This window comes from Moraxella sp. CTOTU48717, from assembly GCF_032057165.1.
GTDB lineage: Bacteria > Pseudomonadota > Gammaproteobacteria > Pseudomonadales > Moraxellaceae > Faucicola > Faucicola tetraodonis.
The window spans coordinates 20,631-43,987 of sequence record NZ_DAMBBC010000019.1 but is presented as its reverse complement, the minus strand read 5'-3'; the positions used below and the strand labels follow the sequence as shown (position 1 = coordinate 43,987).

Sequence of the window (23,357 nt, the reverse complement as noted above, 5' to 3'; positions counted from 1 at the left end):
CTAAATTTACCCTGATAGGGTGTTTTAATGGTTTAAAATTTATAAAAATGGAACGACTATGGGCTATCCATCCAACGCCGTAGACTGGTTAACAAAACTGATTGGTTTTAATACTGTCAGTCGCTACTCCAATTTGCAATTGATTGAGTATGTGGCGGGCTATTGTGAGCAGTTGGGGTTGTCGCCACGTTTGACCTTTAATGCCGATAATACCAAAGCCAACCTCTTTGTGACTGTACCTGCAATGGGTAAGGGTGATACTGTAACGACAGGGGGTTTTGTGTTTTCGGGGCATACGGATGTGGTGCCCGTTGATGGGCAGGCATGGGATACCGATCCGTTTGTGGCGACCATTATGGAAGATAAGCTATACGGGCGTGGGGCTTGTGATATGAAAGGCTTTATTGCTTGTGCCTTAACCCTGTTGCCATCTGTGGTGCAAGCAAGCCGCAATAGGATGCTCAACAAACCGATTCATCTGGCACTGTCGTATGACGAAGAAGTGGGTTGTTTGGGTGCGCCATTACTGCTTGCAGATTTAAAAGCGCAAGGGATTAAGCCAGACTACTGTATCGTCGGTGAGCCGACCATGATGAAAATGGTCACCGCGCATAAAGGCATCCAAGTGTATCGCTGCCGCGTGCATGGCAAATCGGTGCATTCATCGCTGACCCCGCAAGGCGTCAATGCCATCAGCTATGCTAGTAAAATTATCAATTTTATTGATAAACTTGCCGAACAATTGCAACAACGTAACGACCAAGACATGGCGTTTGACGTACCATTTTCGACCTTGTCAGTGGGCACTATTACCGGCGGCACAGCAACCAATATCGTGCCCAACCTGTGCGAATTCACCTTTGATTATCGCAATTTGCCGCATATGAATGAAAGCCAAGTGATTGAGCCGATTCGCGCCTTTATCAAAACCCTTGAGCCTAAGATGCACGCCATTGACAGCGACACAGGGATTGAACTAACTCGCAACGAAAATGTCCCTGCGATGACCGATATAGATAGCCAAGCCTTGCAACAGCTCATAGAAAATTTGGTAGATGAACAGCAGCGCCATAAAGTAGCGTATGCCACCGAAGGCGGGCAGTTTACCAATGCAGGTATTCCGACGGTGATTTGCGGACCTGGCGATATTGGCAATGCCCATAAAGCCAATGAGTTTGTCAGTCTAAACCAATTAGCAAAATGCGAAAGCTTCTTACAGCAAATTCTTCAACAATGCTGTGACAGCCATTAAATTTTCTGGAAATATCATGTCAAATCAATTAACCATACAGTTGTTGCCAAAGCTTCCCCAAAGCCAATTTGCCAAACGCCGTGCCAAACTTGCTGAAGCCTTGCCAAACAATAGCATTGCGATTTTGCAAACGGCACCCGCTCATATCCGCAACAACGATGCTGAGTATAAATACCGCGCCGACAGCAGTTTTTTCTACCTGACTGGCTTTGCCGAGCCAGAATCCGTCATGGTTTTGGAAAAAACTGACCATGCTGTCAACTACACGTTATTTTTACGTGAAAAAGACAAACTACGTGAGATTTGGGATGGTAAGCGCGTAGGGCTTGAAGGTGCAACTGCAGATTTTGGCGTGGATAAAGCGATTGCCATTGGCAAAATTGATGAGGTGATGCCAACCCTGATTTTTGGTAAAAAACACGTGTTTGCCCGCTTTAATAATGAGCTGATTGACTGGCTTAATCAAGCCAAGCAACTGCAGCGCGGGGAAGGTATGGTCGATACCATCACCAATATTGATAGCCTTATCAATGAAATGCGGCTGATAAAAGATGAGTCTGAAATTGCACGCATGAAAGTCGCCGCCCAAATCAGTGCTTATGGGCATATTCGCGCCATGCAAAGCGTGGCACCCTTGATGCAGAAAAATCAAGGGAATGAAAGTAGACTGGAAGCTGAAGTTAATTATGCTTTTGCCCAATACGGCTGCGTACCCTCTTATAATAGTATCGTTGCTGGCGGGGACAATGCCAATATTTTGCACTATGTCGAAAACGACCAACCGCTGCACGACGGCGACTTGGTGATGATAGATGCGGGCGCCGAATACCAACATTATGCCGGTGATATCAGCCGTACTTTTCCTGTGAGTGGCAAGTTCAGCGACGTGCAAAAACAGGTGTATGACATTGTGCTAAATGCCAATATCGCCGCCATCAATAGCCTAAAAGCAGGCGAACATGGCAAAATCCATCATGAAACTGCGCTTAAAGTACTGACCCAAGGCTTGATTGAGTTGGGAATTTTGACAGGCGATGTCGAGGAGTTGATTGCTGATAAAGCCTACTTACCGTTTTATATGCATGGCACAGGGCATTGGCTTGGCTTAGATGTGCACGATGCAGGGCGCTACACTGGCGACGATGGTAAACCCAGAAAGCTTGAAAAAGGCATGGTGATTACCGTTGAGCCAGGCTTGTATTTTGCGCATGACAATGCATTGGTACCCAAGAAATATCGGGGTATTGGCATTCGGATTGAGGATGATGTGGTTATTACCGACGGTGAGCCGCTGGTTCTTACCCGTGATGTGCCAAAAACAACGGACGCGATTGAATCATTAATGCAGCAAAAAGTTGATTCATAGATAGATTGATAGAGGCACATCTACATATAGAGGCAAAGAAAAAAATAGAAAAAAGAAAAGCCCAAGACAGTTGGGCTTTTTTAGGGTCAATCGTTTACCGGGATGTTAGGCATCCGCTGATGGATGTGCCAAATGCTCGATTTTATCTTCGGGCAAGTTTGTCAATAAATGAATGCGCTGAGAAAGTTGGCGTAATACTTGGCTAAATGCGGCTCTTTCCATATCACTATCGGCTGATACACTGTCGGTATCATTGATATGCCAATGTGCGGTTAGTAGGAATTTACCATCAATGTCGGCATGTTGCTGTAAAGAATTGCACAGCCCAATCACCAAATCAATCTTTGGCGCGCTGTCTTGTAAAAACTGATTGACGGATTTGGGCGCTAAGCCTGTGACGTCATAACCTTCTTGTTTTAATACCTCAAGCGTGAATGGATGCGCGCTAGGGGATGGCTCAACGCCTGCGCTATAGGCTACAAAACGGTCACCACCAATTTTATTCAAAATGGCTTCTGCCATTAGGCTACGGCTAGCATTGTGCTTGCACAAGAACAACACGTTATAAGGCTGCGTCATCAATAAGTCCCTTGTCATCATTCTGCGAATGGTCAGCACGTTTGGGCGTGCAATTTTTGAAAATGAAATTTTACCTTTAATGGCAAAAAATTGCTATCAAAATCCCCACAATTGTGCGAGTTTAAACCGTTTACATTAACCGCTAAGTTTTGCCAGTAATTCGCCATCAAATAGGTGCAAAAATTATTGATTCCAAAAAGTAATATTTAGTATAAAAATAATTTGCGTTTAATGAATTTTAAAAATAACCATTATAAATATTTGATTTTATTGTGTTTTATATAAATTAAAAAAAATAATAACTTACTTGTATAACTTTTGGTTAGGTTTTATGAAAAGAAAGTTTGACATTAACTATTGATTCATGAAAAATCTACATACTGCAAGATTCTCGTTGCAATTTTTTCATTTATTTACATTCAATTAGGGAGGGATTATGAGCACTAATCACAAGTCGTCTCATTCCCAGTGGAGCTCAAAGATTGGGTTTTTAATGGCTGCCGTGGGTTCTGCGGTCGGTCTCGGTAGTATTTGGAAGTTTCCTTACATGACAGGCGATAGCGGTGGCTCGGCATTTGTTATCGTGTTTATTATCAGTATCGCGCTTATTGGTTTTCCAGTGTTGGTCACTGAATGGCTGATTGGTCGCCGTGGTCAAAGTAACCCAGCAGCAAGTTTTCGCAAAGCGGCGGTAGCCAATAACACCTCACCTGCTTGGAGTCTGCTTGGCTACTTTGGTATTTTAGCTGCTTTTATGATTTTGTCATTTTATAGTGTGATTGGCGGTTGGTCGCTTAATTACACCTTAAAAGCCGGTATCAATGCATTTGGTGGTCTCAATGCCGACGCCACTGGCAAAATTTTTGAGACGATGTTGGCAAATCCAACCGAAATGACGTTGTGGCACACGGCGTTTATGGGATTGACGGCGCTAATTGTGGCTGGCGGTGTATCAGCAGGTATTGAGAAAGCATCAAAAATCATGATGCCTGCGTTGGCTTTTATCCTATTATTTATCGTGGGATATAACGCGATTAATATGGATTTTGCCAAAGGCGCCGAGTTTTTGTTTAAGTTTGACTTGCAGCGTATGCAGGAAGTTGGTGTGGGTAAAGTGCTGATGGCGGCACTGGGACATGCGTTCTTCTGTCTGTCACTGGGTATGGCGATCATGGTGAGTTATGGTTCATACCTAAAACAAGATGTGGATTTATTGGCAACCGCGCGCACGGTGATTATTTGGGATATTATCTTTTCACTGGCGGCAGGTCTTGCGATTTTCCCAATTTTATTTAGCAATCATCTTGATCCAGCGGCAGGTCCCGGTTTGGTGTTTGTGACCTTGCCAATCGCCTTTGGTCAAATGAGCCTAGGTGTGGTGGTGGGTACTTTATTCTTCTTGTTATTGACTTTTGCGGCATTGACGTCGTCGATTTCAATTCTTGAGCCCATTGTCGAATTCTTGGAAGAAAAAACCCCGATGAGCCGTAAACTCTGCACGATAGTAGGGGCAGTGGCAACGTGGGCAGTCGGTGTACTTGCGTTATTGTCATTCAATAAATTGTCTGATTTTGCGGTATTTACTATCCACAAAAACGGTAAAGACATCCCACAAGGTATCTTTGACGCGCTCGATTATACTTCTAGTAAAATCATGCTACCTTTGATTGGTTTGGGTACCATTATCCTCATTGGCTGGTTTATCAACCAAGAATCGGTAAAACGTGAATTGGGGCTCGATGGCATGAAATGGACTATTTGGCAAATTGTGGTAAAATTTGTCGCACCGATTGGTATCATCGCTGTATTTTTAACGGAGTTACTGGGTTAATTCCAATGGCTTTATCTCAATAGCTTTAGTTAATTAATTGCTCACAATAAAAAACCCCGACGATTCGGGGTTTTTTGTTTCAATGAAACATTAATCAGTGCCATATTCTTGGCGTTTTGTGGCAAAAAAGCGCTCAAGTCGATCCATCGCTTCATGCAAATCTGATGCATTGGGCAAAAATACCACGCGAAAATGGTCAGGTGCATGCCAGTTAAAGCCCGTACCTTGTACCATCAAGACTTTTTCTTGCAGTAATAATTCCATCATAAACTGCATATCATCTTCGATTGGATAAATCTCACGGTCAATTTTTGGGAAACAATAAAACGCCCCTTGTGGCATGGTACATGAGATACCTTTAATGGCGTTTAGGCGCTCGATAGCGATGTTGCGCTGCTGATACAGGCGACCGGTTGGTGCGGTCAAGGCTTGCATACTTTGATAGCCACCCATCGCCGTTTGAATCGCGTATTGTGAAGGGACATTGGCACACAGCCGCATCGATGATAGCATGGTTAACCCTTCAATAAAATCAGCCGCATGGTGTTTTTTACCCGATAACATCATCCAGCCTGAACGAAAACCTGCGATACGGTGCGACTTTGACAAGCCATTGTACGAGATAACCAAGCAGTTTTTGGCAAGGGTGCACATCGGTACATGCACGGCATCATCATACAGCACGCGGTCATAAATCTCATCCGCCATCAGTACAAGCCCGTGTTTTTCTGCTAGTGCCACGATTTTTTTTAAATTTTCGGTAGAATAAAGCGCGCCTGTTGGGTTGTTTGGGTTGATGACCACAATGCCTTTGGTGCGCTCATTGATTTTGCTTTCGATATCGGCAATATCTGGCTGCCAGTTGTCGGCTTCATTACACAGATAATGAACCGCTTTACCCCCTGCCAAATTCGTCGCCGCTGTCCAAAGCGGGTAGTCAGGCATAGGAATCAGCACTTCATCGCCGTCATCCAGTAACGCTTGCATGGTCATCACAATCAGTTCAGAGACACCATTGCCCAAATACACATCGGCAACGTCTACCGCTTCTAACAATCCTTTGGCTTGGTAATACTGCAAAATCGCTTTACGCGCGGCAAAAATCCCTTGAGAGTCTGAATAGCCAATCGCATTGGGCAAATTCATCGCCACATCTGATAAAATCTCTTGCGGCGCTTCAAACCCAAATGGGGCAGGGTTGCCAACATTGAGTTTGATGATTTTATGACCTTGTGTCTCCATGCGGTTGGCAGTTTGTAGCAAAGGACCGCGAATGTCATAGCACACGTTTTGCAGTTTGTTGGATTTGTTCAAAGTTTTCATGGTAGATACATCACTACTAGGTTTGGGATTGGGTTTGGGATTAGGTTTAGAATGGTTGGGTTGAAAATTGGTAGCAGCAGGCGTCGTCGGTTGAGCCGTTTGACCCTGCCACGGATTCGCTTGATTGGCATCGCTTGATGCTTGTGCTACAGTAGTATCATTGACCGTATTCGCCGCTAACGCTTGGGTGCTGACGCTTTGACTTTCCACCCCAGTACCCGATAGCAAATAGCTTTCGCTGCACCCTAACAGACTGGCAAGCACAGGCAGTTTATTGGACACGATGCCATTGGAGCCGCGCTCCCAATTAGAAATCGCGGCACGGCTAACTTTAGCACCAGCTTGGGTCATTAAATCGGCAAGTTCGGCAGTGGTCAAACCTTTGCTTTTACGCAGCTGCGTCAAGCGTTGTCCAGCCGATAGTTTAGCGTCAGTGAGCATAGCGGGGGAGTTCCGTTTGAGTATTAATAAATCATATCAGACTTTTGTCAGAAATACTGACATTTTTAGGCGTAAGTGAGGCTGAATAACTGCCAATAGATAAACTACGCTTGTCAGCATAATAATGCAAGAAAAACTTACAATTTTTTAACTAACAACTTTTTAACTAACAATAAGGAGATTTGCTATGGAAGATTTTTACCAATTGTCCGCGACCGATATTCGAGGTCAGCTATTTGATTTTGACACCCTTAGAGGTAAAGTCGTATTGATTGTGAATACCGCAAGCAAATGCGGCTTTACCCCACAGTTTCAGGGCTTAGAAAAGCTATACCAAGCTTACAAAGACCAAGGGTTGGTGGTGTTGGGGTTTCCCTGCAACCAATTTGGTCAGCAAGATCCTGGCAGTGAAGCGCAAATTAGTGAGTTTTGCCAAATCAATTATGGCGTGACCTTTCCGATGATGGCAAAAGTTGACGTCAATGGTAAAGATACCCATCCTGTTTATCAGTTTTTAAAATCACAGCCACAGGGCAAGGGTATGTTGGGTGACGCCATCAAATGGAACTTTACCAAGTTTTTAGTTGATGCACACGGCAGAGTCGTAGATCGTTTTGCACCGACCAAAGCCCCCCAAGACCTTGAGGTGGATATCAAAACACTACTGGCACAACAGTGAGAAAAGGCGGGAGAGAAAAAAATAAAAAGGATTTAATTGGGGGAATTAAATCCTTTGGGTGACAAGCGATAGAGACATTGTTATTATTGTTATCTTATTATTTTTATTGTTAGCTATGACCTTGCTGGCCATGTAGGTATGATAGGGTTTTTATGTGACAACCACATGACATGCTCAGCAAAATTTTTTAAAAATTTTAATATTTGCCAAAAAAAATCATTGACAGCAAAAATAAATTCTCTATAATACCCACCACAGACGATGGGTCGTTAGCTCAGTTGGTAGAGCGTCTGCCTTACACGCAGAATGTCGGCGGTTCGAATCCGTCACGACCCACCAATTTGACAAGTTTGGGTCGTCGTCATCAGCTACCGTGCAGTGGTAGTTCAGTTGGTTAGAATACCGGCCTGTCACGCCGGGGGTCGCGGGTTCGAGTCCCGTCCGCTGCGCCACTTATTTTAGTGGATTTAAAAACGAAATTTTTAAAGTTTTATGCCTCAAATCTCCCCTGATTTGAGGTTTTTTTTGGCTTGAAATAAATGATAAGTTATTGATTTTAAAAAATTTATTATTTTACGTATTTCTCTCTTAATGTGATTAGGAAAATTGGTTTTAATTGCTAAGTTCAAAAGATATCTATTTTTAATATTTAAGTAAAACTAACGTGAGCGAACGCTTGTGACCAAAAATTTTGGCTTACGGCTTTCAAGGTTACAAGCCGTTACCTGTCAGGAGGTAATGTTATCTTACTTGAACTTAGCAATTTTAAGATAACGCACACTCACGTATGCCCAATGTCGAGACTAAATTCTCATAAAATTAACATAGAACTAGGTTGATACATTTGAGCACTAGCAAAAAAGCTTAAAAAAACAAAAAAGCCTAAAAAACTGATAAAACCGAAGAATGTATATACAGCTAATTCTCAGTATGCCAGTTTTTTAAGGCTCTTGTTTTATGCCTCTTTAGTGTTGAGAGATTACAAGTTTAGTCAGTAATGCCTTCTTTTAACTGATTCACTAACACTGACAAAATGGCGAAGGTAATGGGTAAATCGCCTTCTTTGGCTTGTACCAATTCTGCCAAGGTATCGCCACGTTGGCTAGCAAACGCCTCAATCGCTGAAAGTGGGTCAGGCTGTGCTAAAAACTGACTGACATAACGGCGAAACGTGGTCATGATATCTTCACGCAGGGCATGAGCGGCGCGGCGTTCCCAGTAGCTAGTCTGTGGTAAGGATTCAACTTGCATCAATAGCCAATCTATATGCAGTAGCTCATATGCCTTAAAGTAAACTTTCGTGACTTGCTCGACATCTTGGCTATTTTTCTTGGCAAACCATACCGCATCTAGCACCTGTGGTGAGACAGGCAAGGTTGCAGAATGCGACTGCAATAACGAGATATCGCTGTATTGGGCGGTGAGTTTATCGAGATAATCCCTAAAGTAACTGGTACGAGGCTGATTGTCAAAGGTTTGACGGGTCAAGCTTGCCATGCCATCGGACAACTGGGTCGATACCGCAGTCACATCAAAGTCTTCCCCAAACTGCTGAATCAGCCAGTACATACTTTGGGTCAAGTCCTGACGTAAGCATAACTCAAGGGTTAGCTGGTGCTGTGAGTCGATTTGATTGTCTAGGGCTTCAAACAACTGCCAATACTGCGAAATATCAAACACATCTCGCATCACGCTATAGGATTTGACCACACTAGAAATCGATACACCTAACTCATCGACCATGCGATAGATATCTTCGATACCTAAGCGATTGACCAAGCTGTTAGTCAAATAAGTGCTGATAATCTCTCGGTGTAATGGATTTTGCTGCATTTGCTCAAAGTATCGCTCAGACAACACCGTGGGGAAATATTTTCGCATTTCTTGAATAAAGTAACCATCATCAGGGACATCGGATTCTAACAGATGGTCATACACCCACATTTTGCCATACGCCAACAACACTGACAGCTCAGGATTGGTTAAGCCTTGTCCCGCTTTTTGACGGCGAGCGATTTCCTCATCACTTGGCAAAAATTCAATCGCTCTATCTAAGCGCTCTTCGCTTTCAAGATACTGCATGAATTTTTGTTGTAAGCTAAGATTGGCGGTTGCCTGCATGGCGGATAGTTCGATGGCTTGCGGTTGAAGATAATTTTGACGCAACACCAGCTTTGCGACATCATCGGTCATACTGGCAAGCAGTTCGTTGCGTTGTTTGACGGTCATGTCGCCTTGTGCCACGATACCATCGAGTAAGATTTTAATGTTTACTTCGTGGTCAGAGCAATTAACCCCTGCTGAGTTGTCGATAGCATCGGTGTAAAGTCGTCCGCCTGCTTGAGCAAACTCAATGCGCCCACGTTGGGTCATGCCCAAATTACCGCCTTCACCAATCACTTTGGCTTGCAGTTCATGCCCATCAATCCGCACCGCATCGTTGGCGCGGTCACCAACATCGGCGTGGCTTTCTTGGGTGCTTTTGACATACGTGCCGATACCACCATTCCAAATTAAATCAACAGGCGATTTTAGTAAGGCGTGAATTAATTCATCAGGAGTAAGGCTGTCGGCTTCGATGGTAAATGCTTGTTTCATAGCAGAACTAATGGCGATTGCTTTGTCTTGACGAGAGAACACACCGCCGCCTTGGCTAATCAAGGCTTTGTTGTAATCGTCCCATGTTGAGCGGGGCAAATTAAACAGACGTTCACGCTCGCTTAAGGCTGCCGCCACGTCAGGGGTTGGGTCGATAAAAATATGCAGGTGGTTAAAGGCTGCCAACAACTTGATATTGGGCGATAGCAACATCCCATTGCCAAACACATCGCCACCCATATCACCAATACCGACCACGGTGAATTGATTATTAGGATTGTTTGGGTTTTGGATGTCTTTGCCCATCATTCGGAAGTGACGTTTTACCGATTCCCACGCCCCTCTTGCTGTGATACCCATCGCCTTATGGTCGTAACCGACTGAACCACCTGAGGCAAAGGCATCCCCTAGCCAAAAGCCGTATTCAGCCGATAAGGCATTGGCAATATCGGAGAACGTCGCTGTGCCTTTATCAGCGGCAACGACCAAATATGGGTCATCACCATCATGACGCAGGGTATTGGCAGGTGGTAAGACATGACCATCAACCAAGTTATCGGTGATATCAAGTAGCCCGCGGATAAAGGTCTGGTAACAACGCACACCTTCTGCCATATAGGTTTCTCGTCCGTCTTTCATCGACTTGGTTTTGACGATAAAAGCACCCTTTGAACCCACAGGCACAATCACGGCATTTTTGACCATTTGGGCTTTGACCAACCCCAACACTTCGGTGCGGAAATCTTCCATGCGATCTGACCAGCGCAGTCCGCCCCGAGCTACTTTGCCACCTCGCAAGTGCACGGCTTCAACTTTTGGCGAATACACAAAAATCTCAAACATCGGCTTGGGTTTTGGTAAGTTTGGAATGTCTTTGGCAGAGAATTTAAACGACAAGCGGTCTTTACGCTCGCCTTGTTCGTCACGCTGATAATAGTTGGTACGAAGTAAAGCATGCAGTAAATCAAGTATCCAACGCAAAATACGGTCTTCATCGAGCGTTTGCACGGATTTGAGCGTGTCTTGAATGGTTGCTTCAATATTTTCCACGGTTAAAGTGGGGTCAGACATCACTTCACTTGCCAATATCACGTCTTGTGGGCACATTTTGACGTGAAACAGTTGTACAAAGCTGATACACAATTGTGGGTATTTAATCAAGGTTTGCTTAATATAAGGCAATGAAAATGGGGCTTTTGCCTGTAACATATAATGGCTCAAGGCTCGCAGAAGCACCACTTCATGAGCATCGAGTGGGGTGGTCAGAATCAGTTGGTTTAGGCTGTCATTTTCGATAGCGCCTTGCCAAATCAAACCAAGCCCTTCTTCAACCTGTTTTGCCACCACTGCCATATCAACATTGGCGGCATCGGTGCTGTGTTTCAGTTGCAAGGCATACGCCTGCATCCACAAGTCCAAATTTTCTAATTCATAACTTTGAGAACTGATGACATTTAGGCCAAAGTTTTCCAAAATTGGCAAAATGTGTGACAAGGTGGCAGGTTGCGATTTGCCATACACTTTGAGGTGCAGGTTTTGGGCAGGCTCGTTGGTCTTTTGATACAGATACCAGCGCATCGGTAGGGCTTGCTGGGTAGCGATGCTATCGAGTCGTTTGAGGTCTTGTAAAGCGACACGGGGCGTGTAATCTTCTTGATACGCCAAAGGGATACTTCTTAGATAGTTATCCGCCAGCTGCGTGCCTTGAGCCTCGCCTAGTTCATCGGCAAACACTTGTCTTGCTTCGTCTTCCCATCCTTGCATGGACTTGTTGAGTTGCTCCTCAAGGCTCGGTAGTAGGCTATCTATGTCGATGTGATTGAGGTTTTCTGGCTGAGTGCGAACGTGTACGTGCAGACGTACATGATGCAACTCATCAAAATCGACCTTAAACTGTGACGATTCACCGCCAAAAGCGTCAAGCAAAATTTGTTGAATCGCCCTACGCAGTTGGGTGTTAAATTTATCCCGTGGCACAAAAATAAGGCACGACACGAAGCGTTGATAATGGTCAATACGGGCAAACAACCTTAAACGGTGTTTGTTGTGCAAATTGGCGATGCCCATCACCATCGGATACAAGGCTTCGCTACTGGCTTGAAACAGGTCATCGCGCGGCAAAGTGTTCAAAATATGCTGAAACTTGTGATAAGCGTGCCCATTGGTCGGCAAATGAGCCATTGCAAGTACACTGGCGACTTTTTGACGAAGCATGGGGATTTGGGTGACACTTAATTGATAGGCGTTGGCGGTAAGCAAGCCAACAAAACGGTGTTCGCCAATCACTTTGCGGTTATCATCAAATTGCTGAATCCCCAAAAAATCCATGTACGCAGGGCGATGCACAGGCGATAAGTGACGAGATTTTGACAATAACAGCACTTGCGGTTCATTCACCAACGCTCGCAACGTTTTTGGCAATTGGTTAAAACTCTCAGACGGTTTTTCATGATCCAGGTTTTGGGTGCTAACAGCTGGAATATTAGAGGTTTTGCTATCATGGTCATCGCCAAGTAGCCCAAGACCTGTTTGGGTTTGTTGATAAATTTCGATGCCATCGGGTTCATCTCGATAATGGTATTCTCGATACCCTAAAAAGATAAAATTATTGTCTAAAATCCAATCTAAAAACGCTTGAATTTCGGGGATTTCGGCTTGTTGTTGTGCGGGTAGCTGGCTAGTTGCCAGTTGTTGTTTGACATCAATCAGTTTTTGTCGCATGGCTTGCCAATCATTGACCACCTTATCGAGCACTTTGATTTTATCCAAAATCGCGGTCTGGATCTCAGCAAGTCTGTCGGCTGACTGCTGAGAAATTTCACAATAAATCAATGAGATAAACTTGGTGTCGCTACTTTGACTGACGCTGACATCTATCACTTGCTGCGCATCGTCACGGCTGACTGCCATGATGGTGTGATGCAAGCGATGTACGGTGATATTCATCGACTCTAAGCTCATCAGCAAGGTATCGACCAAAAAAGGGCGGTCAGATGCCACAATCTGAATAACGCTATGCGCTGAGTGAAAGTGTTGACTTTCATAATCGGGGTTAAACGCTGCCACTTGCGGGGTTCCCAAGCGATGGCGTTGTAATAGGCTAAAATGGTTTAATGCAATCCCTGCCAAGGTTTCACTAGTCAAGGGCTTGTCCGCTCCCTGCCCAAAGTGTTGCTGACTGTTTTGGTAATAATTATCCACAAATTTGTCGAGTACTGGACTGTCACTCACATACTTGTGGGTAAACTGCTTGATGTCGTCCATGTCCAGGGCGGCAAGGGTTGCGGTAGTGACATTTTTTTTAGTATTCATGGTGATTTCTTCTTGTTTATTTCAGTTATTTATCGAGTCGAGGTAAAACCAATCTAGGCACAAAAGCATAGCGCACGATTTTGTCAAAATCGTGACTGGTGAATAAATGTTTGAGTTTTTCAGGTTTGTTAAAGCCAATCAGCAGTATTTCATTGGGTGACCACGTCACCGAGCGAATAGATTTTTTCCAATTATCACCATCGCCAATCTCTAGACTAATTGGCACCTCGCTTTCCCAATGCTCGGTAGCGTGGTCAAAACCTGCCTGAAGCTGGTCACGCCATTCGTTGATGATGATATTCTCTGCATCAAACCCTGCTGCCGTAGGCGTAATATCCGTGTCTCGTACCCCAAAAGTGACAAACCGCAGCTTCACATCAAACATTGCCGCCCATTCTGCGGCAGTTTCTGCCAGTTCGTAAGATTTTTTTGAGCCAGATACTGCACAGCTTAAACGGGTGATTTTCTCACTAAATCCATGATTTTTATGAAATCCTTTTGGGGCAAGTGCTAAAGGTATCGTCGCATGATTGAGCAAATATTGCGTCACTTTACCTAAGATAAATTCGCCATTGAGTGCCATTTTGTCACTGCCGATGACAATGATATCGGCGTACATATCCTTGGCGGTCTGCAGCAAACCTTGAGCGGGGGATTCAGCGCAACGAATCACATACTGTGCATCAATGTGGCTAGGTACTTCAAGTTTGACTTTATCCAATGACTTTTTGGCTTCTTCATGCAAAAACTGGTGATATTCCTCATCAACTTTGGAGGATTTTTTGGCTTTGGCAGGTTTGGGCAAAATTTGACATATCACGAGCTCGCTTTTTAGCATTTCTGCCAATACTATGCCAAGTTTTAACGCATCTTTGCCAACTGCGTTATCCAAATAACCGACTAACAGTTTCATACTCGACTCCCTGAGTGTTTTTCTAATGCTGAATTTTTTGAGGCGACAAAAAAGTAGTAACAGCCCGCTATGACTACCCAGATCCCTGCAATCACATACACAATGATAGCTAAGCTTGAAATCAAATACAAACACGCCAAAATGCTTAATATCGGTAATACAGGAAACAGCGGTACTTTAAAGCCACGAAGGGCATTGGGCATGCGATAGCGTAGCAAAATCACCCCAATCGACACCACGGTAAAGGCAATCAGTGTGCCCATACTGGTCAAATCCCACAGTACGTCAGCAGGGATAAAACCGGCAATCAATGATACAATGATACAATGATACAATGATCGCCACAATCAAGGTGTTGGCATTGGGCGTCAAAGTGCGTTGGTTGACACGGTGAAAAATCTTGGGCGCAAGTCCATCTCGAGACATGGCAAACAAAATCCGAGTTTGACCGTACAGCACTACCAACGTAATCGAAAACACCGACACCACGGCCCCTGCTGCCAGCACGATGGCGGGCCATTTTGAGCCTGTAATGTTTTGCAAAATCACCGCCAAGCCCGCTTCTTGTCCTTCAAACAAGCCTTGAGCCTGAGCGCCTAGGGCAGTCAACGCCACCAAAATATAGAAAGTAATCACCACAAACAAAGCGGCAATAATCGCCAATGGCAGGTTACGGCGCGGATTTTCGACCTCTTCGCCAGCGGTAGACACCGCATCTAGCCCGATAAAGGTAAAAAAGATAGACCCTGCTGCCGCCCCAATCCCTGCTATGCCATGTGGGGCAAACGGTGTGAGATTGCCTGCATTAAATGCACTGCCTGCAATGGCGATAAATAGCACCAACACCGCAAGCTTGACCACTACCATGATGGCATTGACCTTGGCAGACTCCGCCACCCCACGCATCAACAGTACACAGCACAAAAACACCAAAACCGACGCAGGCAAATTGATACCCCCATCACCGCCAAAATACAGGCGATACCGTCCGCCTGTAGGGGTGCAGACAGCATCCAACTCGGCAAATGCACACCAAACACATTGACAATCAAGTTATTTAAATACTCACTCCAGCCAATCGCCACCGCCGCCGCTGATACGCCGTATTCCAAAATCAAACAGGCTGCCACCAAAAACGCCACCCCCTCACCAAGCGTAGCATAGGCATAGGAATACGACGAGCCAGAGGCAGGAATCATCGAGCTAAGTTCAGCATAACACAGTGCGGTCAAACCTGCGGTAATCCCCGCAATGATAAAAGAAATCAACACGGCAGGGCCTGCTACAGGAACCTGTTGACTTAATACAAAGAAAATACCCGTACCAATCGTTGCTCCCACCCCAAACATGGTAAGCTGAAACAACGAAATCGAGCGTTTAAGATGTTTGCCTTCTTGGCGGGTTTCCTCCACCAATTGGTCGATGGGTTTTTGGCGCAATAAGCGGTGGGTTAAACTTGGCGTCCGTTCCATAAGTTATCCTGTAAAAACAATATCCCTGAGTCCTACCTTAAAAACTGGCTTTGACAAATGAATACATGAGTTGAAATGGGTAAATAGTTTTTCCTAGTAAAAGTGAGTAGCTAAACAGCCATTCGCTCTTTTAACACCAAACCCGCGCGCAGTCCTTTTGCAACATTGGGATTGGGAAACAAAATATAAGCCGTGCCATCGTGCATTACGTAGGTCTGACCGCCATCAGTGGCAAGCGGTGTGCCTGCTTCAAAGGCGGTAAAATTAGGGGCAGTCGGCTCGACATATAGTACAAATTCATCGCTTTGCTTGATGATAGAATCGCTGACATCAAACACCCGTATCGCAGCTGTTTGTCGAGTGGGTAATGTCTGACCGCTGATGATCGCTCGGAGCACACGGTCGATAGAAGCAAACTGCCGCAAATCATTTTGCCCAAACGGCTTGGCTTTACCCAGCTCTAGCGTGGCACTAAACGCTTGGTGCGCTGAGCAACTAAACTGGGTGAACGTACCACCTTTGGTATTGTGATACACCAAGGCATCAAGTTCTGCTGCCGCTAGGCTGCTGAGCAAAAAATCATCCACCGCGGTTGCTGGATAGGGAAATAACGCAAATGTGGGCAACAGCGATGAGCGAATCGCGGTGTGCAAGTCATAATGATAACGAGGAAGGCGCTTATCCACCGTAGCAAAAAACTGGCCAACCCATTGCTCAAGTAATTTTGCCCGCAGGGCTTCTTGAGAGGTGAGCGAGGTTTTGTTTGGTTGATACGACTGATAAAACAAGCGGTTCATGTCAAACCCGATAAAACGCTTGTTTTGGCGAATGGCTTCAGGATTGCCCAAAATCAACAGCAATCGGCTATTGACCGTCAACTCACCTGCAAATATATCTTGATAAATCTGCTCTAACATCTCAATTGGGGCAGTTTCGTTGCCATGAATCCCTGCCGAAATCACCACCGATTTGTCATAAGTAGCAGGGGTAATACTCACCACACCTTCACCCAGCCATTGCCAAGTGATATTGTGGATTTTCCCTGCTTTGGTGGTGGGGCGTGTTCGGCTTAACACGTCTTGCAAAAAACTTGGCATAACAAGCTATCCTTTGATAAAACCTTGGTCAATTTTATTGCTGAAAATGATACACCGAGCCTAACTGCAAAATCTGGGTCAATTCATCCAACGCCTCATAACTCTCTTGTACTAACGCAGGGTCGCCGATATCCGCTTGGCTTAACGAATCACGGTAATGGCTATCCACCCATTGATTTAGACGCTCAAACAATCGATCATTCATCAACACGTGTGGATTGACCGCCTGTAGCTCGGTGTCGTTGAGGGCGACCCGCAGCCGCAAGCACGCAGGACCACCACCGTTTCGCATACTTTCTCGTAAATCAAACACTTTGATATCATCAATCGGCGTACCCATAGCAATCATGTCGTTTAAATACGCCCATACCGCTGGGTGCTGACGAGATTCTTCAGGCACGACAATAGTCATGCCACCATCAGGGCGGGTCAAAAGCTGACTGTTAAACAGATAAGTTGCCACGGCATCGCTTATCGTCACTCGATTGCTAGGCACTTCAATGGCAATCAATTCTCGCTCAATGACTGCCATCTTACGGCGAATCTCATCCAGCGCTTGGGCTTGATTGACAAAAGCGGCTTCATGGCAAAATAATACTTGCTGATTGCTCACCGCAATCACATCATTGTGAAACACGCCTTGGTCGATGGCATCGGGGTTTTGCTGGATAAAAGCGACTCGCTGCGCATCTAGACCATGCAAACGGGCGATGGCTTGACTGGCTTCGAGCGACTGACGGGCAGGATAGCGTTTGGGTGCAATGTCACCACCTAAAAACTGCTGACCATACACGAAGACTTGTACCGCAGGGTCAGCATAGTTTGCCCCCAAGCGATTGTGATTGGCAGCGCCTTCATCGCCAAACATTGCCACAGGCGGCAGGGCAGGATGATGAACAAAGTGATTAGGGTTGTTAAACATCGCTGCGAGCACTTTGCTTGTAGTGTCGTGTTCAATCGAGCGATGAAATTTGTTATTGAGATTGGCGGCGGTAAAATGCACCCGCCCATCGTCACTGTCTGCTGACGGTGAAACCGTTGCCGCATTGGCGACCCACATCGAAGACGCTGAGGTCAAGTTAGACAGCAAACTAGGCGAGACTGTCATCGCTTGACGAATCACATTGGCGTCATCGCCTGTGAAGCCCAGTTGGCGTAGACTTGGCAAGTGAGGACGAGCTTGCGGGGCAATCACGCCTTGTTTTAGCCCCATATCTGCTAAGGCTTTCATCTTGATTAAGCCTTGTTTGGCGGCAAGTTTTGGGTTCGCGACATGGTTACGGTTGCTGGTTGAAGCTTCATTGCCAAATGACAACCCTGCGTAATGGTGTGTCGGCCCCACTAAGCCATCAAAATTGACTTCATATCCTGTTTTTGACATCCCTATATCCCTATGATTAATTTAAAAAATTCGCTTCGATAATATTTTAGTAACTTACAACACAACCCCTGGCGATAATTTCTCAGGCAAAGTTAATTGCTCACTCTCAAGCGACGCCATCGGCCACGCACAGTAATCAGCCGCATAAAACGCGCTGGCACGATGGTTACCCGATGCGCCAACCCCGCCAAACGGTGCGGCACTCGATGCCCCTGTCAAAGGCTTGTTCCAATTGACAATCCCCGCGCGGGCTTCCATCAATAAACGCTCAAACAAGTCACGCTTTGGCGATACCAAACCTACCGACAACCCAAACCGCGTGTCATTGGCAAGACGCAACGCCGCATCAAAATCGTTGTAGCGATAAATGCACAACAAGGGTCCAAAGTATTCTTCATCAGGGATGTCTTTGACATCGGTCACATCCAAAATCGCAGGTGATAATAGACTGCTGTTGTCTTTAACAGACCGCATGATTAACCGCGGTTTTGCCCCCAACTCAATGAGTTTTTGTTGGGCAGCTAGCATATCGTTGGCAGCTTTTAGCGAAATCACGCCGCCCATAAATGGCTGGGGCTTAGCGTCCCATTCGCCAATTACCAGTTTTTTACTGGCATCAACCAAGCGTTCAATAAACGCATCTCCCGCTTTGCCATTTTTGACCAGTAAACGACGGGCACAGGTGCAACGCTGTCCTGCCGAGACAAACGCCGATTGAATGGTTAAATTCACTGCCGCATCTAGGCTGTCTGGCTCACTGTCATCCAAGTCATCAATAATCAAGGCGTTATTGCCACCCATTTCAAGGGCAAGGATTTTGTCAGGACGACCTGCCAACTGCTGATGTAATTGATAGCCTGTGTTGGCACTGCCTGTAAACAGCAAACCATCGATGTGCTTGGATTGTGCCAATGCCACCCCTGTGTCACGTCCGCCTTGCACCAGGTTGATAACGCCATTGGGCAAACCTGCTTGTTGCCAAAGCTTGACGGTTGCTTCAGCAGTCCATGGGGTCAACTCACTGGGCTTAAACACAATCGTATTGCCTGCAATCAAGGCAGGGACGATATGCCCATTGGGCAAATGTCCTGGAAAATTATAAGGACCAAACACCGCCAGTACCCCGTGCGGGCGATGGCGTAAGGATGCCACGCCATCTGCCATTTTGGTTTCGCTCGCGCCCGTGCGCTCGTGATAAGCACGAATCGAAATCGCCACTTTACCTATCATCGATTGTACTTCGGTGAGGGTTTCCCATCGGGGTTTGCTGGTCTCTTGGCTGATGATTTCGGCAAGGGCAGTCTTGTTGTCTTCTAGCAATTTGGCAAAGCGTTCGATAATCGCAATTCGCTCGCTAATCGGCTTTTTTGCCCAACTGAGGAACGCTTGACGCGCCGCTTGACACGCCGCTTCAACATCCTCCGCCGTCGCTGCGTTGCCTTGCCAAATCACCGCTTGGCTCACCGGGTTGGTTGTTTGCCACACGTCACCGTGAGCTGTGACCCATTCACCATTAATAAGTAGCGTCGCCTGCAGGCTGTTTGGGCGTTTGTTGTCAACGGTTGTCATCTTATCTTCCTTAAATGATTGATTGCCATTTTTTACAAAAACATAGCTTTTATAAAACTATAAATAGTTGGGTAAAATGCTTTATCGGTCACGCGGTGCTGTTAGGCTGATGTTAATTAACCTAATGTTAATCGACTTTTATAAACCCATTAACGCGTAGGATTGAGCGGTAACACTCGCACATTCTGACCGTCTGTGAGATGAAGCTGTTTGGCTTGTTCTGTGGTCAACGATAGGGCGCCGTTAAGCTCGCTCGGTAATTCAAGCAAGCACGCTCGGTAGTCCAAATAATTATCATTGCCACACAAATATGGCTGAGTATCAGACGGGTTATCAGCGGTTGAATCGCTAATAGTGACGGTCACAAGCTGACTGTCATGCACCGCTCGAAGATTGCAAATTTCGGCTTCTAAGGTCGGACCTGCATCAAAAATATCGACATAATTTTGATACTTTAATCCTTCGCTTTCTAGGACTTTACTAGCAGGCAAAGTTTTTGGGTGGGTTTTGCCAATGACGGCTTGGGCTTCAGCGGTCAGCAAGTCCACATAAATGGGGAAGCGGGGCATCAGCTCAGCGATAAAGGCTTTTTTGCCAATGCCTGTAAGATAATCAGCTTGGGCAAAATCGATATCAAAAAAATGACTACCCACCGCATCCCAAAACGGTGAGCGCCCGTTTTCATCTGAATAGCCGCGCATTTCAGCAATCAATTTTTCTTCAAAATACTGCGAAAAGGCAGCGATAAACAAAAAGCGGATTTTTGACAATAATTTGCCGTTGTGGTTTTGGCGGTAGTCTTCGTCCAAAAACAAGGTACAAAGCTCGCTACTGCCCGTCAAATCATTGCCCAAAATCAAGGTTTTCATGATGTTATGGGTGTCAAGACTCTGTGAAGAATGCACCTGTTTGCCGACGTGGTAGGTATAAAACGAATCACCCAAACCAATCGCCACCTCAATTCCGCTAAGTCCCACGACTTTTTGGCTGTCGGTGTCTTCAAGCACAAACAAATAGCCTTGCTCACACTTTTTGGCATCGCCTTTGAGGGTTTTTTCGATGCGTTTAAGACGGCTTAATAACACTTCTTTGTTGGCAGGCAGGGTCGTCATACCAATACCCGATTTTTCTGCCAACACAAAAATATCATCCAAGTCATTGACGCTTGCGTGTCGAACGATAAACATAGCGGTCACCTATCGACTTAATTGGCTTGATTGGCATTGGGTTGATTGGCGACAAAGCGAGCAATCGCACGCGCTAAACGGTTTAAGCCCTCGTCAATTTCGTCATCGCTAATAATCAGCGAGGGGGCAAAGCGAACGACATTTAAACCCGCTACCAAGACCAACACGCCTTCTTCACTAGCAAGGGTAACGATGTCTTTGGCTTTGCCTGCATAGGCAGGTTTTAGTACCGCCCCCAGTAACAACCCTTGACCTCGCACGGTCTCAAAAATAGGATAGGTTTGGTTGATGGCGTGTAGTCTATCAATGATGCGCTGTGAGCGAGTCTTGACCCCTGATAACACCTCAGGCGTATTGATAAACTCAAACACCGCGCCTGCAACCGCGCTGGCAAGTGGATTGCCGCCATAGGTGGTGCCATGGTCGCCAACCGCAAATTGACTGGCAAATTCATCCGTCGTAAGCATCGCCCCAATCGGGAAACCGCCACCCAGCGCTTTGGCGGTGGTCAAGATATCGGGCACAACCCCTGTATTCATATAAGCATACAGCGCCCCTGTACGCCCCACGCCAGTTTGGACTTCATCAAAAATCAGCAGCGCCCCTTTGTCATCACACAATTGACGTAAGCCTTGTAAAAACTCAGCATCCGCAGGCAACACACCGCCTTCACCTTGAATTGGCTCAACAATCACTGCACACGTTTGCTCATCAATCACTGCTTTTGCCGCCGCTAAATCATTGAACGGCACGTGAATAATACCGCCAGGTAGTGGGGCAAAGTCTTTTGAATATTTTGGTTGACCACCTGCTGCCACAGTAAACAGCGTACGACCGTGGAATGAATTGTCAAACGCCACGATGTTGCTTTTACCCTTGGCAAGCCCGATTTTACGCGCCAGTTTGAGTGCCGCTTCGTTGGCTTCTGCCCCTGAATTGGCAAAAAATACTTTGTCGGCAAAAGTATGATCAACCAACTGTTTCGCCAGTTTTAATACAGGCTCATTGGTATAACCGTTGCCGATATGCCACAATTTTTGACCTTGTTCTATCAAGGCTTTCACCGCCACAGGGTGAGCATGACCTAGAGCGTTCACGGCAATACCGCCAGCAAAGTCAATATAGTCTTTGCCATCTTGTGCCCACAGTTTTGCCCCGTCGCCTTTAACCAAAATAAACGAAGCAGGGGCGAAAACAGGGACCATGTATTGATCAAAATCTTGGCGGGTTGGTGGGTTCGATTGCGTGGTCATACGATTTCCTTATCAAAAAAATGGTAGAAATAACTATGTATAAAAGGTGTTAAACACTAAGTATTCATTGGCAAATTGCTGAATATAAAAATATTCAAAGCTTGTTAATTAGTATAGACAATCAAATTGCCAATAAAAAAGTTACAAAGTGACTATAATTAATTCATAATGAGCAAATTGCTAATAGGAAAAGTCAAAATGAATGATAATGACGAAAAGATTCTGGGTTTATTACGAGACAACGCCCGCTTGTCGATTAGCGCGATTGCTGACGTACTAAAGCTGTCTCGTACTACGGTGCAGAAGCGTATTGAATACATGGAGAAAAAAGGTATCATCACAGGCTATACCATTCGAATGAAGCCGACTGCCGAAAAAAATTTGATTCGAGCGTGGATGAGTATTCAAGTGGAAGGTAATAAGGCAAGTTTGGTGGTTCAACAGCTGCGTCTCAATCCCGCGGTTCATGAACTGCACACAACAAATGGTAAATGGGATTTATTGGTAGAGCTCACGGCAGATACGTTACAAAATTTTGATAAGGTATTGGAACAAATTCGCAAAATTTCAGGGATTTATAATACCGAAACGAGCATTTTATTGACAACTTATAAAGTCTGATGTTGTGCGTCATGATGGTATAGCTAGAAATGGCATAGCTAAAAATTGCGTGTTTATGTACAAAGTGACTATTTATAAAAGGGTTATAAAATGGTTATAAAATGGGTACAAAATCGGCATTATCTCGCTTTATTTTGCGGTGAAGTAGCTGGCATGGTCGGGGGATTACCATCTATCTATGTTATTATCTATGGCTATTATCTATGCTATTTGTTGTAACCAAAATCCACTAACGCCTTAACGCGTTTTACCTTTAAGTCCGTCATTTAAGCCCATCATTGAAATCATCCTGATTATCCAATGGAGTAGCAATCCAGACGAGGCGTCAGTTAACCAAATTAAAGTAGATAAACCGATGATGTATGTTGAATCAACCCCTGCGTAATGATATTGGGTTATTAAATAAAATTAATTAATCCTATTTTCTCGGCTCTACTGAAATGTTACAGTATGTTAAGATATATATTCTTCATAATCAAAAAC

At 45.3% G+C, this 23,357-nt stretch carries 17 protein-coding genes and 2 tRNA genes; 7 read left to right on the top strand and 12 right to left on the bottom strand.

From position 1 onward, the window contains the following. Positions 1 to 58: 58 nt before the first annotated feature. Both argE and RT084_RS10460 read left to right on the top strand, forming a co-directional pair. Entirely contained in the window at positions 59 to 1,252 is a 1,194-nt protein-coding gene (gene argE, locus RT084_RS10465) for an acetylornithine deacetylase (protein WP_312385970.1), read from the top strand. Positions 1,253 to 1,268: 16 nt separating this feature from the next. Then, positions 1,269 to 2,618 carry an aminopeptidase P N-terminal domain-containing protein gene (locus RT084_RS10460; protein ID WP_312385968.1) on the top strand — a complete coding sequence of 450 codons (1,350 nt, stop codon included), beginning with the start codon at positions 1,269 to 1,271 and terminating at the stop codon, positions 2,616 to 2,618. Between the two features lie 105 nt (positions 2,619 to 2,723). On the opposite strand, the gene RT084_RS10455 is transcribed toward RT084_RS10460, so the two are convergent. Beyond that, positions 2,724 to 3,197 (bottom strand): arsenate reductase ArsC, encoded by a 474-nt coding sequence (locus RT084_RS10455; protein ID WP_282842262.1) that lies wholly within the window; start codon positions 3,195 to 3,197, stop codon positions 2,724 to 2,726. 436 nt (positions 3,198 to 3,633) lie between these two features. Here RT084_RS10455 and RT084_RS10450 point away from each other — a divergent pair, with 436 nt between their 5' ends. Beyond that, on the top strand, positions 3,634 to 5,028 hold the full coding sequence (locus RT084_RS10450) for a sodium-dependent transporter (RefSeq protein ID WP_099807647.1): 1,395 nt from the start codon (positions 3,634 to 3,636) through the stop codon (positions 5,026 to 5,028). Between the two features lie 90 nt (positions 5,029 to 5,118). Here the strand turns inward: RT084_RS10450 and RT084_RS10445 are convergent, their stop codons facing one another. Further along, a complete protein-coding gene (locus tag RT084_RS10445) occupies positions 5,119 to 6,792 on the bottom strand; it encodes an aminotransferase class I/II-fold pyridoxal phosphate-dependent enzyme (RefSeq protein ID WP_312536799.1) in 1,674 nt (557 codons plus the stop codon). A 187-nt stretch (positions 6,793 to 6,979) separates the two neighbouring features. On the opposite strand from RT084_RS10445, the gene RT084_RS10440 reads away from it, so the two are divergent. The 3 genes from RT084_RS10440 to RT084_RS10430 all read left to right on the top strand — a co-directional run bounded on the left by RT084_RS10440 (position 6,980) and on the right by RT084_RS10430 (position 7,923). After that, positions 6,980 to 7,471, top strand: a complete 492-nt coding sequence (locus RT084_RS10440) for a glutathione peroxidase (protein ID WP_159675923.1) — start codon at positions 6,980 to 6,982, stop codon at positions 7,469 to 7,471. A 263-nt stretch (positions 7,472 to 7,734) separates the two neighbouring features. Next, positions 7,735 to 7,810: transfer RNA gene (locus RT084_RS10435), tRNA-Val, on the top strand. Between the two features lie 36 nt (positions 7,811 to 7,846). Continuing rightward, positions 7,847 to 7,923 (top strand) — tRNA-Asp (locus RT084_RS10430). 535 nt (positions 7,924 to 8,458) lie between these two features. Here the strand turns inward: RT084_RS10430 and RT084_RS10425 are convergent. The 10 genes from RT084_RS10425 to RT084_RS10380 all read right to left on the bottom strand — a co-directional run bounded on the left by RT084_RS10425 (position 8,459) and on the right by RT084_RS10380 (position 22,253). After that, positions 8,459 to 13,381, bottom strand: coding sequence for an NAD-glutamate dehydrogenase (locus RT084_RS10425; RefSeq protein WP_313099852.1), 4,923 nt, complete (start codon positions 13,379 to 13,381; stop codon positions 8,459 to 8,461). A 25-nt stretch (positions 13,382 to 13,406) separates the two neighbouring features. Further along, positions 13,407 to 14,294: a universal stress protein gene (locus RT084_RS10420; RefSeq protein WP_313099850.1), complete on the bottom strand. Its 888-nt coding sequence runs from the start codon at positions 14,292 to 14,294 to the stop codon at positions 13,407 to 13,409. Next, entirely contained in the window at positions 14,291 to 14,629 is a 339-nt protein-coding gene (locus tag RT084_RS10415; protein WP_313099848.1) for an amino acid permease C-terminal domain-containing protein, read from the bottom strand. The genes RT084_RS10420 and RT084_RS10415 overlap by 4 nt, the downstream gene beginning before the upstream one ends. Then, positions 14,580 to 15,242, bottom strand: coding sequence for an amino acid permease (locus RT084_RS10410; RefSeq protein WP_313099846.1), 663 nt, complete (start codon positions 15,240 to 15,242; stop codon positions 14,580 to 14,582). The genes RT084_RS10415 and RT084_RS10410 overlap by 50 nt, the downstream gene beginning before the upstream one ends. Beyond that, positions 15,200 to 15,766, bottom strand: a complete 567-nt coding sequence (locus RT084_RS10405; RefSeq protein WP_257619556.1) for an APC family permease — start codon at positions 15,764 to 15,766, stop codon at positions 15,200 to 15,202. The genes RT084_RS10410 and RT084_RS10405 overlap by 43 nt, the downstream gene beginning before the upstream one ends. A 110-nt stretch (positions 15,767 to 15,876) precedes the next feature. Then, positions 15,877 to 16,863 (bottom strand): succinylglutamate desuccinylase, encoded by a 987-nt coding sequence (astE, locus tag RT084_RS10400; RefSeq protein ID WP_219330841.1) that lies wholly within the window; start codon positions 16,861 to 16,863, stop codon positions 15,877 to 15,879. Between the two features lie 34 nt (positions 16,864 to 16,897). Continuing rightward, positions 16,898 to 18,244: an N-succinylarginine dihydrolase gene (gene astB / locus RT084_RS10395; protein WP_313099843.1), complete on the bottom strand. Its 1,347-nt coding sequence runs from the start codon at positions 18,242 to 18,244 to the stop codon at positions 16,898 to 16,900. A 54-nt stretch (positions 18,245 to 18,298) separates the two neighbouring features. Then, positions 18,299 to 19,813 carry a succinylglutamate-semialdehyde dehydrogenase gene (astD, locus tag RT084_RS10390; RefSeq protein ID WP_409455605.1) on the bottom strand — a complete coding sequence of 505 codons (1,515 nt, stop codon included), beginning with the start codon at positions 19,811 to 19,813 and terminating at the stop codon, positions 18,299 to 18,301. Between the two features lie 149 nt (positions 19,814 to 19,962). Continuing rightward, on the bottom strand, positions 19,963 to 21,000 hold the full coding sequence (astA, locus tag RT084_RS10385) for an arginine N-succinyltransferase (RefSeq protein ID WP_313099841.1): 1,038 nt from the start codon (positions 20,998 to 21,000) through the stop codon (positions 19,963 to 19,965). A 17-nt stretch (positions 21,001 to 21,017) separates the two neighbouring features. Beyond that, positions 21,018 to 22,253 (bottom strand): bifunctional succinylornithine transaminase/acetylornithine transaminase, encoded by a 1,236-nt coding sequence (locus RT084_RS10380; protein WP_312385954.1) that lies wholly within the window; start codon positions 22,251 to 22,253, stop codon positions 21,018 to 21,020. A gap of 198 nt (positions 22,254 to 22,451) precedes the next feature. Between RT084_RS10380 and RT084_RS10375 the strand changes: the two genes are divergently transcribed. Continuing rightward, positions 22,452 to 22,874 carry an Lrp/AsnC family transcriptional regulator gene (locus RT084_RS10375; RefSeq protein WP_219330845.1) on the top strand — a complete coding sequence of 141 codons (423 nt, stop codon included), beginning with the start codon at positions 22,452 to 22,454 and terminating at the stop codon, positions 22,872 to 22,874. The last annotated feature ends 483 nt before the right edge of the window (positions 22,875 to 23,357 follow it).

Coding starts and splice junctions, on each gene's coding strand:
- RT084_RS10450 (WP_099807647.1), top strand. CDS start 3,634: ATGAGCACTAATCACAAGTCGTCTCATTCCCAGTGGAGCTCAAAGATT.
- astD (WP_409455605.1), bottom strand. CDS start 19,813: ATGACAACCGTTGACAACAAACGCCCAAACAGCCTGCAGGCGACGCTA.
- RT084_RS10380 (WP_312385954.1), bottom strand. CDS start 22,253: ATGACCACGCAATCGAACCCACCAACCCGCCAAGATTTTGATCAATAC.
- RT084_RS10375 (WP_219330845.1), top strand. CDS start 22,452: ATGAATGATAATGACGAAAAGATTCTGGGTTTATTACGAGACAACGCC.
- astB (WP_313099843.1), bottom strand. CDS start 18,244: ATGTCAAAAACAGGATATGAAGTCAATTTTGATGGCTTAGTGGGGCCG.
- argE (WP_312385970.1), top strand. CDS start 59: ATGGGCTATCCATCCAACGCCGTAGACTGGTTAACAAAACTGATTGGT.
- RT084_RS10440 (WP_159675923.1), top strand. CDS start 6,980: ATGGAAGATTTTTACCAATTGTCCGCGACCGATATTCGAGGTCAGCTA.
- RT084_RS10455 (WP_282842262.1), bottom strand. CDS start 3,197: ATGACGCAGCCTTATAACGTGTTGTTCTTGTGCAAGCACAATGCTAGC.
- astA (WP_313099841.1), bottom strand. CDS start 21,000: ATGTTTATCGTTCGACACGCAAGCGTCAATGACTTGGATGATATTTTT.
- RT084_RS10405 (WP_257619556.1), bottom strand. CDS start 15,766: ATGGAACGGACGCCAAGTTTAACCCACCGCTTATTGCGCCAAAAACCC.
- astE (WP_219330841.1), bottom strand. CDS start 16,863: ATGCCAAGTTTTTTGCAAGACGTGTTAAGCCGAACACGCCCCACCACC.
- RT084_RS10445 (WP_312536799.1), bottom strand. CDS start 6,792: ATGCTCACTGACGCTAAACTATCGGCTGGACAACGCTTGACGCAGCTG.
- RT084_RS10460 (WP_312385968.1), top strand. CDS start 1,269: ATGTCAAATCAATTAACCATACAGTTGTTGCCAAAGCTTCCCCAAAGC.
- RT084_RS10425 (WP_313099852.1), bottom strand. CDS start 13,381: ATGAATACTAAAAAAAATGTCACTACCGCAACCCTTGCCGCCCTGGAC.
- RT084_RS10420 (WP_313099850.1), bottom strand. CDS start 14,294: ATGAAACTGTTAGTCGGTTATTTGGATAACGCAGTTGGCAAAGATGCG.